8 protein-coding genes are annotated in these 11,077 nt (G+C 61.1%); 6 read left to right on the top strand and 2 right to left on the bottom strand.

Going from position 1 to position 11,077, the window contains the following annotated elements:
- Positions 1–97: 97 nt before the first annotated feature.
- Both lptG and lptF read right to left on the bottom strand, forming a co-directional pair.
- Positions 98–1,168, bottom strand: a complete 1,071-nt coding sequence (gene lptG / locus BN1143_RS08175; RefSeq protein WP_010636091.1) for an LPS export ABC transporter permease LptG — start codon at positions 1,166–1,168, stop codon at positions 98–100.
- Between the two features lie 141 nt (positions 1,169–1,309).
- Positions 1,310–2,422 (bottom strand): LPS export ABC transporter permease LptF, encoded by a 1,113-nt coding sequence (lptF, locus tag BN1143_RS08170; protein ID WP_017765325.1) that lies wholly within the window; start codon positions 2,420–2,422, stop codon positions 1,310–1,312.
- A 172-nt stretch (positions 2,423–2,594) separates the two neighbouring features.
- Between lptF and pepA the strand changes: the two genes are divergently transcribed.
- The 6 genes from pepA to pbpG all read left to right on the top strand — a co-directional run bounded on the left by pepA (position 2,595) and on the right by pbpG (position 10,768).
- Positions 2,595–4,103 (top strand): leucyl aminopeptidase, encoded by a 1,509-nt coding sequence (gene pepA, locus BN1143_RS08165; RefSeq protein ID WP_005305141.1) that lies wholly within the window; start codon positions 2,595–2,597, stop codon positions 4,101–4,103.
- 162 nt (positions 4,104–4,265) lie between these two features.
- On the top strand, positions 4,266–4,721 hold the full coding sequence (locus tag BN1143_RS08160; RefSeq protein WP_024943393.1) for a DNA polymerase III subunit chi: 456 nt from the start codon (positions 4,266–4,268) through the stop codon (positions 4,719–4,721).
- Between the two features lie 65 nt (positions 4,722–4,786).
- Entirely contained in the window at positions 4,787–7,639 is a 2,853-nt protein-coding gene (locus tag BN1143_RS08155; RefSeq protein ID WP_042050244.1) for a valine--tRNA ligase, read from the top strand.
- A 186-nt stretch (positions 7,640–7,825) separates the two neighbouring features.
- A complete protein-coding gene (locus BN1143_RS08150; protein WP_042050243.1) occupies positions 7,826–9,118 on the top strand; it encodes a hemolysin family protein in 1,293 nt (430 codons plus the stop codon).
- Between the two features lie 18 nt (positions 9,119–9,136).
- Positions 9,137–9,802, top strand: a complete 666-nt coding sequence (locus BN1143_RS08145) for a DedA family protein (RefSeq protein WP_005305157.1) — start codon at positions 9,137–9,139, stop codon at positions 9,800–9,802.
- A 138-nt stretch (positions 9,803–9,940) separates the two neighbouring features.
- A complete protein-coding gene (gene pbpG, locus BN1143_RS08140) occupies positions 9,941–10,768 on the top strand; it encodes a D-alanyl-D-alanine endopeptidase (protein ID WP_042050242.1) in 828 nt (275 codons plus the stop codon).
- Positions 10,769–11,077: the final 309 nt, after the last annotated feature.

The following is an 11,077-nucleotide window of genomic DNA, read 5'->3' as shown; positions in this document are numbered from 1 at the left end:
TGCTTGCGGCTCAGGATATAGAAGGAGATACCGCCAAACAGCAGTGCAGCAGGAGCGATGACCGCCTTTGTCAGCAGCGCCACCGCCCTTCAGGCCGCTACTGCTTGCGGCTCAGGATATAGAAGGAGATGCCGCCAAACAGCAGGCTGGGCGCGATGGCCGCCAGGATCGGTGGCACCGCGTACACCAGGCTGATGGGGCCGAACACCCGATCGCTGACGTAGACGGCGAAGCCCGTCATGATCCCCATCAACATCCGAGCGCCCATGCTGACCGAGCGCAGCGGGCCGAAGATGAAGGAGGAGGCCAGCAGGATCATCGCCACCACCGAGAGCGGTGACAGCAGCTTGCGCCACATCTCCAGCTTGTAGCGCCCGGCATCCTGCTTGTTGGCATCCAGATAGCCGATGTAATCCAGCAGTCCCGCCACCGGCAGGTTTTCGGGATCGACGCTCACCACCCCGAGCTGTTTGGGGGTGAGCTCGGAGCTCCACTCCATCTGGGGCTGGGTCTCGCTCAGGATCTGTTTGGGATCGTCAAAACGGGTCACCTGCACCTGCTTGAGCAGCCAGTGATGCTGCTCGAACACCCCTTCCTGCGCCTGCAGGATATCGATCAGCTTGCGCTCCGGGGTGAAACGGTAAAGAGTGATGCCGGTCAGCGCACCATCGTTGCGCACCCCGTTGATGTTGACGAAGTTATTGCCATCGCGCGCCCACACCCCGTAAGCCGACACGGTCAACCGCCCTTCCGACAGGGCCCCCGCCTTGATGTCATCCGCCATCCGCTTGGCGATGGGCGCCACGTACTCCCCCATCAGCCCCACCAGGATCATCAGCGGGATGGCGGTCTTGAGCGCCGCCATCACGATACTGATCTTGGAGCGGCCCGCCGCCTGCATCACCACCAGCTCCGAGCTGGTCGCCAGCTGGCCCAGACCGATGAGGCCGCCCAGCAGGGCCGCCAGCGGGAAGAAGAGCACCGCCTCTTTCGGCATGGAGAGCAGCACATAGTAGAGGGCGCTGAGCATGTCGTAGTTGCCTTCCCCTACCGACTTCAGCTGCTCCACGTACTTGATCAGCGCCGCAAGGCCCACCAGCGTGATCTCACACAGCAGGACCGACATGAAAATGATCCGGCCGATATATCTATCGAGAATGCCAAACATCAGCAGAAACTCCCCGGTTGCAGCATCATGCTGATTTTTCCCTCAAATACAGACGTATGGAGCGGGGGCGACAGCAAAATGACCCGGTCGCCATGTCTATCGAGAATGCCAAACATCAGTAGAGACTCCCAGATGGCAACATCATGCCGATTTTCTCTTGAAATAGAGGGTCTTGACCCCGTTCCACCAGCTGGTGCCCTGCAGGTTGAGCGGCAACCCGATCAGCAGCAGATAGACCAGCGGCACCAGGAACATGCCGGGCCAGTGCGGCAGCCGGCCGCTGTCGATGGCTGAACGGGCAGCACTGAGCAGCAGGAAGTAGGAGAGGTAGAGCAGGATGGCCGGCAACAGCTTGGCATAGCGGCCCTGACGGGGGTTGACCCGCGCCAGTGGCACCACCAGGAAGGTCAGCACCAGAATGGAGAGCGGCAGCGACAGGCGCCACTGCAGCTCGGCCATCAACTGGTTGTCCTGGGTGCCCAGCAGCTCCATGGTCGGCTTGGCCGCCGCCTTGCGGTTGGAGCGCTCCATCTCCTGCTGGCGGATCACCAGGCTGTACTCGTCGAATTCGGAGATCTGGAACTGGCGGGTATTGAAGTGCCCCTCGTAGCGGGAGCCATCCTTGAGGGTCAGCCACTGCAGGCCGTTGCTGTCGACCGTGACCACCCCTTCGGTCGCCACCACCACCGACGGCGGCTTGCCATCCTGGGAGCGCTGCAACACGAAGATTTTCTGCAGTTTGGAGCCCTTGTCGTTGAGATCCTGGATGTAGGCCACCAGGCGCCCCTTGTCGAGCTCCATGAAGCGGCCGGCCTGCAGGAAGGAGATCCCCGGATCGGCCTTGAACTCGTCGATCACCTGGTACTCGCGCTCCTTCGCCTGCGGGGCAATCCAGCCGGTATTGAAGGCAGCGACGGCCGCCGTCAGCAGGGCCAGTACCATGGCGCTGCGCATCACGAAACGGTGGCTGAAGCCCACCGCATGCATCACCGTCATCTCGCTTTCGGCGTAGAGGCGCCCGTGAGCGAACAAGATGGCCAAAAACAGGCTGATGGGCAGCATCAGCAGGGCCATGTTGGGCAGGTTGAGCAGCAGCAGGGTGGAGACCAGGCGCGTCGGCACCTCACCATCGGCGGCATCGCCAATGATCTGGATGAATTGCTGGCTGACGAAGATGAGCAGCAGCACGAATAATACCGCCAGCTGGGTTTTCAGGGTTTCCCTGAACAAATATCGGAAAACGATCACAGTCATTCCCAAGTAAACTTGTGTTTTTAGTCGAATGCCTGAAAAATAGGGCCGTATATTGGATTTTTACCAGTTTGAACTGCGGGGCCAGTGCCTGTTCGCTCCGCCTCTGATACCCCAACAAGCACCGCATTATTCAATAAAAGGTGCCTTTTGTCTTTAGGATGTAGGAGATTCCATGGAGTTCAGTGTAAAGAGTGGCAGTCCTGAGAAGCAACGCAGTGCCTGCGTCGTGGTCGGCGTATTCGAGCCGCGTCGCCTCTCTCCGGTTGCCGAACAGCTGGACAAGATCAGCGATGGCTACATCAGCTCGCTGCTGCGCCGTGGCGACCTGGAAGGGAAACCAGGCCAGATGCTGTTGCTGCATCAAGTACCGGGCGTGCTCAGCGAGCGCGTGCTGCTGGTCGGTTGCGGCAAGGAGCGGGAACTCGACGAACGCCAGTACAAGCAGATCATCAACAAGACCATCACCACCCTCAACGAAACCGGCTCCATGGAAGCGGTCTGCTTCCTGACCGAGCTGCACGTCAAAGGACGGGATACCTATTGGAAGGTGCGCCAGGCGGTGGAAACCACCAAGGCGGGCCTCTACAGTTTCGACCAGTTCAAGACCAACAAGGCCGAGCCGCGCCGTCCGCTGCGCAAGCTGGTATTCAACGTGCCGACGCGTCGGGAACTGACCATTGGTGAAAAAGCCATCGCTCACGGTCTGGCCGTGGCGAAAGGGGTGCGCGTCTGTCGCGACGTGGCCAACATGCCGCCCAATGTCTGCAATCCGGCCTATCTCGCCTCCCAGGCCCGTCGTCTGGCCGATGCGTTCGACAACATCACCACCAAGGTGATCGGCGAGCAGGAGATGGCCGAGCTCGGCATGAACTCCTACCTAGCGGTGGCCCGTGGCTCCGACAACGAAGCCATGATGGCCATCATCGAATACAAGGGTCATCCGGATGCCAAGCCCATCGTGCTGGTCGGCAAGGGACTGACCTTCGACTCCGGCGGCATCTCCATCAAGCCGGCCGACGGCATGGACGAGATGAAGTACGACATGGGTGGCGCCGCCTCCGTGCTCGGTACCATGCACGCTCTGGCCCAGCTGCAGCTGCCCATCAACGTCATCGGCGTGCTGGCGGGCTGCGAGAACATGCCGGGTGGCAACGCCTATCGCCCGGGTGACATCCTCACCTCCATGTCCGGCCAGACCATCGAAGTGCTGAACACGGATGCGGAAGGCCGCCTGGTGCTGTGCGATGCGCTGACCTACGTGGATCGCTTTGATCCGGAAACCGTGATCGACGTGGCCACCCTGACCGGTGCCTGCATCATCGCCCTGGGTCACCACACCACGGGCCTCTTGGCCAACCACAACCCGCTGGCCCACGAGCTGCTCAATGCCTCCGAGCAGGCGGGTGATCGCGCCTGGCGTCTGCCGCTGTTCGACGAGTATCAGGAACAGCTGGAGAGTCCGTTTGCCGACATGGCCAACATAGGTGGTCGTCCGGCCGGTACCATCACCGCCGCCGCCTTCCTGTCACGCTTCACCAAGAAGTACAACTGGGCCCACCTGGATATCGCCGGGACTGCCTGGAAGAGTGGCAAGGAGAAGGGCTCCACCGGGCGTCCGGTGCCCCTGCTGACCCAGTTCCTGCTGAACCGGTCCGGGGTGGACATCGAAGAGAAGGAGTAATTTCCACACCTCGCCCGGCGATGCCATCGGGCGAGCGGAAGTTGCCCTGCACCACAAGGAAGAGGCCCGCCTCTTCCTTGTTTCATTGAGGGTGGGCAGGAATACCCCCTGCCCGTCCTTACCGGCGGTCAATTATCCGTCACCGCAAACGGGATCAACCTGATGAGCCAAGTGACCTTTTACCTGATGAGCGAACCGGATGACGCGCAGGCCTCTGCCGTCGAGCGACTCGCCTGCAGCCTTGCGGCAGAGTCGTGGGGGGCGGGCCATATCTACCTGCTGTGCGACGATGAAGCGCAGGCCCTGCGCCTCGACGAGCTGCTGTGGCAGCTGCCGCCGGAGCGCTTCGTGCCGCACCAGTTGCAGGGTGAGAGCGGCCAGGCACCGGTGGAGATCGGTCACCAGCCGCCACGACGGCGCTACGCCCGCCTCATCAATCTGGCCAAACAGACACCTTTGTTTGCAGGACACTTCGCTCAAGTGGTAGATTTTGTCCCCACTGACGAAACGCAAAAGCAGCAAGCCCGCGAGCGCTACAAGCACTATCGCCAGGCAGGCCACACCCTCGAGATGAGGGATCAGCCCGTCCTTGCCGCACCGGATCCGGCGCAGCCCTGACTGCGCCGCCTGTGATCCACCACGAATCAACACCAGAATCCATCCATCCAGATTACGGCGAGACCATGGAAAAGACTTTTAATCACAACGCCATCGAACAGGCGCTCTACCAGCACTGGGAAGCTCAGGGCTACTTCAAGCCCCACGGCGACACCAGCAAAGACTCCTTCTGCATCATGATCCCGCCGCCGAACGTCACCGGCAGCCTGCACATGGGTCACGCCTTCCAGCAAACCCTGATGGATACCCTGATCCGCTACAACCGCATGCAGGGCAAGAACACCCTGTGGCAGGCGGGTACCGACCACGCCGGTATCGCCACCCAGATGGTGGTTGAGCGCAAGATCGCCGCAGAAGAGGACAAGACCCGCCACGATTACGGCCGGGAAGCCTTCATCGACAAGATTTGGCAGTGGAAGGAAGAGTCCGGCGGCACCATCACCCGCCAGATGCGCCGTCTGGGCGACTCCGTGGATTGGGAGCGCGAGCGCTTCACCATGGATGAAGGTCTCTCCGCTGCCGTGCAGGAAGTGTTTGTCCGTCTCTACGAAGATGGCCTGATGTACCGCGGCAAGCGCCTGGTGAACTGGGATCCCAAGCTCAACACCGCCATCTCTGACCTGGAAGTGGAAAACCGCGAGATCAAGGGCCACATGTGGCACCTGCGCTACCCGCTGGCCAACGGCGCCAAGACCGCCGAAGGCCAGGATCACCTGATCGTCGCCACCACCCGTCCGGAAACCATGCTGGGTGATACCGCCGTCGCGGTGAACCCGGAAGACCCGCGCTACAAGGCGCTGATCGGTCAGCACATTCTGCTGCCGCTGGTGAACCGTCTGATCCCCATCGTCGCCGACGAGCACGCCGACATGGAGAAGGGCACCGGCTGCGTGAAGATCACCCCGGCCCACGACTTCAACGACAACGAAGTGGGCAAGCGCCACAACCTGCCGATGATCAACATCTTCACCCTGGACGCCCACGTGCGCGCCGAGGCCGAAGTGGTTGACTCCAACGGCAACCCGAGCACCGCCTATGACGCCACCCTGCCGACCGAGTTCGCCGGGATGGAACGCTTTGCCGCCCGCAAGGCCATCGTCGCCAAGCTGGACGAGCTGGGCCTGCTTGCCGAGATCAAGGATCACGTGCTGCAGCAGCCCTACGGCGATCGCGGCGGCGTGCCCATCGAGCCGATGCTGACCGACCAGTGGTACGTGCGCGTGGCGCCGATGGCCAAGACCGCCATCGAGGCGGTGGAAGATGGCCGCATCCAGTTCGTGCCCAAGCAGTACGAGAACATGTACTTCTCCTGGATGCGCGACATTCAGGACTGGTGCGTCTCCCGTCAGCTGTGGTGGGGTCACCGCATCCCGGCCTGGTATGACGACGCCGGCAACGTCTACGTGGGCCGCAACGAAGATGAAGTGCGCGCCAAGCACAGCATCCCGTCCGTGACCGTGCTGCGTCAGGACGAAGACGTGCTCGACACCTGGTTCAGCTCCGCCCTGTGGACCTTCTCCACCCTGGGCTGGCCGAACAACACAGAGGCGCTCAAGACCTTCCACCCGACCGACGTGCTGATGAGCGGCTTCGACATCATCTTCTTCTGGATCGCCCGGATGATCATGATGACCATGCACTTCATCAAGGACGAAAACGGCCAGCCGCAAGTGCCGTTCAAGACCGTCTACATCACAGGCCTCATCCGTGACGAAGAAGGCCAGAAGATGTCCAAGTCCAAGGGCAACGTGCTGGATCCCCTCGACATGATCGACGGCATCAGCCTCGAGGACCTGCTGGAGAAGCGCACCGGCAACATGATGCAGCCGCAGATGGCCGAGAAGATCGGCAAGCGTACCGCCAAGCAGTTCCCGGAAGGGATCGAGGCCCACGGTACCGACGCCCTGCGCTTCACCCTGGCGGCGCTGGCCTCTACCGGTCGTGACATCAACTGGGACATGAAGCGCCTGGATGGTTACAACAACTTCTGCAACAAGTTGTGGAACGCCTCCCGCTACGTGCTGATGAACACCGAAGATCAGGATTGTGGCTTTGCCGGTGGAGAAATGCAGTTCAGTCTGGCGGATCGCTGGATCCAGTCCCAGCTGCAGGTGGCCATCCGTGACTTCCGTACCGCCCTCGATACCTACCGCTTCGACATCGCCGCCGGCGTGCTGTACGAATTTATCTGGAACCAGTTCTGTGACTGGTATCTGGAGCTGACCAAGCCGGTACTGACCAAGGGTTCCGAGGCCGAGCAGCGCGCTGCCCGCCACACCCTCGTGACCGTGCTGGAAACCCTGCTGCGTCTGGCACACCCGATCATCCCGTTCATCACCGAGACCATCTGGAAATCGGTCGCCCCGCTGGCCGGCGTACACGCCGACACCATCATGATGCAGGCCTTCCCGGAGTTCGACGCCGCCAAGGTGGACGACGCCGCGATGGCGGATCAGGAGTGGGTGAAGGAGTTCATCGTCAGCATCCGCAACATCCGCGCCGAGATGAACGTAGCGCCGAGCGTCCCGCTCAACGTGCTGCTCCAGTGCGATGCCAAGGATGCCGAGCGTGCAGCCGACAACGAGGCCTTCCTCAAGTCGCTGGCCCGTCTGGAATCCATCCGCGTGCTTGGCGAAGGTGAAGCCGCGCCGCTGTCGGTGAAGAAGCTGATCGGTGCTACCGAACTGCTGATCCCGATGGCTGGTCTCATCGACAAGGATGCCGAACTGGCCCGTCTGGCCAAAGAGGTAGCCCGTCTGGTGGGCGAGTGCGGCCGCATCGAAGGCAAGCTTGGCAACGAAGCCTTCGTCGCCAAGGCGCCGGAAGCGGTCATCGCCAAGGAGCGCGAGAAGCTGGAAGATTACCGTCTCCAGCTGACCAAGCTGGAAGCCCAACAGGCCGAGATCGCCGCGCTGTAAGCCGGCATCCGCCTCGCAAAAGCCCCCTCCTGCAGGGGGCTTTTTGTTGCCCGCCCGCCACCACTCCCCTTCATTTCGCGCGTTGTCATGCAAAATTAGCGAGCCAAATCACCCGCTTTCACAAGCGCAGCGCCCCCAAATTCATTACACTGCCAGCGATCTTTCTACTAGGAGTGCTGCCGCAGTATGGAAATATTGATCCTGTTTGGATTGATTTTGCTCAATGGCGTTTTCGCCATGTCGGAAATCGCCATCGTCACCGCACGCAAGGCACGCCTCAGCAAGATGGTCAGCGAAGGGAGCCGCTCCGCCGCCATTGCGCTCAAGCTGAGCGAAGATCCCACTCATTTTCTCTCCGCAGTGCAGATCGGCATCACCAGCATCGGTCTGCTCAACGGTATCTACGGCGAGTCCCTGCTGGCCCAGCCGCTGGCGCTCTGGCTGCAGGAGTGGGGCATGACCGCCAAGAGCAGCGGCCTCATCGCCACCGTGCTGGTCATAGTGGTGGTCACCTATCTCTCCATCGTCATCGGCGAACTGGTGCCCAAGCGGCTCGGCCAGATCAGTGCCGAACGCATCGCCTGCCTGGTGGCCCGCCCCATGTTGTGGCTGGCCGCCCTCACCCGTCCCTTCGTCTGGCTGCTGTCGGCCTCCACCAAGGCCAGCCTGCGACTGCTGAGAGTCAGCCAGGATGGCAGCGCCAACGTGACCCAGGAGGAGATCCACGCCATGCTGGTGGAAGGTTCGGAAGCCGGGATCATCGAGGATCATGAGCACACCATGCTGCGCAACGTTTTCCGGCTCGACGAACGCAGCCTCTCCTCGCTGATGGTGCCCCGCAGCGACATCCGCTATCTCGACCTCGCCCTGCCGCTGGAGGTCAACCTGCAGCGGCTGGTGGAGTATCGCCACAGCTTCTTCCCGGTCTGCGACGGCAACCTGTCAGAACTGGTGGGCATCATCAACGTCAGCAAGGTGCTGCACGCCTATATCAAGGGTGAGCCCATCGATCTGGCGGCATTGACCCAGGATGGCAGCCTGCTGCCTGAAACCCTCAACGGCCTCGAGCTGCTCAACCACTTCCGCACCCACTCCGAGCACATGGTGCTGGTGGTGGACGAATATGGCGAGTTGCAGGGACTGGTCACCCAGCAGGATCTGCTGGAGACCCTGGCCGGCGACTTCCAGCAGGAAGATGGCGACGACAACTGGGCTTTTCAGCGTACCGACGGCAGCTGGCTGCTCGACGGCCTCATTCCGCTGCCGGAATTGAAAGACTGCCTGGGACTGGTTCGGCTACCGGAGGAAGAAAAACATCACTATCACACCCTCGGAGGGCTTATCATGCTGCTCCTTGGTCGTGTTCCCCAGACGGGAGACCTGGTCACCCTGGAACAGTGGCAACTGGAAATCGTTGACATGGATGGTTTGCGCATCGACAAGGTGCTTGCCATGCCCTTGCTTGATCAACCCAGCTAACCTGCGGAGTTTGCAACTATGGAACAGTTTTACCAACTGGCCCACGCCTTTATGCATCAGGATCTGGTGACGCTATCCGATCCCAAGATGGCCTTCATGGTCTGCGGTGTGTTATTGACCTTTCTGGTGCTGGAGAACGGCTTCATTCCCACCGCCTTTCTGCCCGGCGACAGCCTGCTGATCCTGACCGGCGTGCTCATCTATCAGGACGTGCTCTCCCTCGGGGTGATCCCGCTGCTGATCCTGGCCACCTTCGTCGGCACCTGGCTCGGCTACATGCAGGGGCGTTTCCTGGGCCACACCCAGCTCTACCACCGGCTGCTGTCTCATGTGGAAGAGAAGCACCAGCAGAAGGTTTACTACCTGCTGGACAAATACGGCATCGTGACCCTGATCACCGCCCGCTACATCGCCTTCGTGCGCACCGCCTACCCCTATATCGTCGGTGCCACCGAACTGCCCCAGGGGCGCTTTCTCATTGTCAATCTGGTCAGCTCCATCATGTGGATCTGCCCGCTGGTGGGTTTCGGCTACTTCCTAAGTCACACCAAGCTGGCGGCCGAGTACCAGTCCCAGTTCCTCAGCATCATTCTCTGCCTGCCGATCGTGCTGCTGGTCGGCGGTTTGATCGCGCTGATCTGGCGCTGGCTGAGCAAACGCAAAGCCAGTGCGCCACGGGATTGAGGCAAAGAGAGAGGGTCATCGCGAGATGGCCCTTTTTTTAGCGAAATAATGGTGATTTACCCGCTGGCACTCTTGTCAAGCGAGGGTAAAAATGAGTGAATCTAGCGCCTTTTTTTCGACGTGAATGGAGTCGGTAGTATGCGGTGTCGGGTTAGCGCTATGGCGCTGGTTTATGCATTGGTTGGACTGCTGGGACTGCCAGCAGCATTGGCTGCCCCCAACCCGGCCAAACTGCAGCTGCAATCGAGCAGCGCACTGGTGATGGATGTCAGAACGGGCAAGACCCTCTACCAGAAGAATCCCACCCAGGTGCGTCCCATCGCCTCCCTCACCAAGCTGATGACGGCGCTGGTGGTGCTGGATGCCCGCCAGGATCTCGGCCAGACCCTGACCATCGACCAGAACGACAGAGACACCATCAAACACACCTATTCGCGGGTTCGCATGGGCACCCAGGTGACCCGCCGCGATGCCCTGCATCTGGCGTTGATGTCCTCTGAAAACCGCATGGCCTCGGCGCTTGCCCGCCACTACCCGGGTGGCCGTCCCGCCTTCATCCGAGCCATGAACAACAAAGCCAAGCAGCTGGGCATGCGCAACAGTCGCTTCTACGACTCCACCGGCCTGTCGACCCGCAACGTCTCCACCGCCCAGGATCTGGCCAAGCTCATCGCGGCAGCCTATCGCCAGCCGCTGATCCGCGAGTTCACCCAGGACACCAGCAAGGACATGCGCTTTCGCACGCCGGCCTACAGCCTGATGTTCAACAACACCAACCCGCTGGTGAAGAACCCGGACTGGGACGTGCGCCTCTCCAAGACCGGTTATACCGACGAAGCGGGCCGCTGCCTGCTGATGCGGGCCAAGCCGGACAATCAGGAGCTGGCCATAGTGCTGCTCAACTCGGTGGGCAAACGCACCCCCATCGGCGATGCCAACCGCATTCGCAAATGGCTGAAAAGCTGACACCCGGACTGCGGGGATGAAAAAGGATGCCGCGGCATCCTTTTTTATTGCCTGCAAACCGCCTCTGAGCGGGTTTATCAGCGGAAAGGGGCGTGGGTTGACCGAGAACCAAGGGATGCACACAGGACGCGATAACGCGAAAGTCGGCGCAGTGGGCCGCAGGAAGCAGGGAGAGACGCCGATCGCCCGTCATGCTGGCTTGGAAGCCCTTGTGTCACGGGGCTGCGGGTTGCCGGATGGGTGAGCGCGATCTCAGCAGCGAAGCTGCAGAGTTGAAGCAAAGAAGCGAAGAGGTGAAGAGGTGAAGAG

Source organism: Aeromonas dhakensis (assembly GCF_000820305.1).
GTDB lineage: Bacteria > Pseudomonadota > Gammaproteobacteria > Enterobacterales > Aeromonadaceae > Aeromonas > Aeromonas dhakensis.
Note: the sequence above shows the minus strand (reverse complement) of the source record. Positions and strands in the feature narration are given on the sequence as shown.

Bases quoted from the DNA above. Each gene is read 5' to 3' on its own strand.
- lptG (WP_010636091.1), bottom strand. From the start codon at position 1,168: ATGTTTGGCATTCTCGATAGATATATCGGCCGGATCATTTTCATGTCG.
- lptF (WP_017765325.1), bottom strand. From the start codon at position 2,422: ATGACTGTGATCGTTTTCCGATATTTGTTCAGGGAAACCCTGAAAACC.
- pepA (WP_005305141.1), top strand. From the start codon at position 2,595: ATGGAGTTCAGTGTAAAGAGTGGCAGTCCTGAGAAGCAACGCAGTGCC.
- BN1143_RS08160 (WP_024943393.1), top strand. From the start codon at position 4,266: ATGAGCCAAGTGACCTTTTACCTGATGAGCGAACCGGATGACGCGCAG.
- BN1143_RS08155 (WP_042050244.1), top strand. From the start codon at position 4,787: ATGGAAAAGACTTTTAATCACAACGCCATCGAACAGGCGCTCTACCAG.
- BN1143_RS08150 (WP_042050243.1), top strand. From the start codon at position 7,826: ATGGAAATATTGATCCTGTTTGGATTGATTTTGCTCAATGGCGTTTTC.
- BN1143_RS08145 (WP_005305157.1), top strand. From the start codon at position 9,137: ATGGAACAGTTTTACCAACTGGCCCACGCCTTTATGCATCAGGATCTG.
- pbpG (WP_042050242.1), top strand. From the start codon at position 9,941: ATGCGGTGTCGGGTTAGCGCTATGGCGCTGGTTTATGCATTGGTTGGA.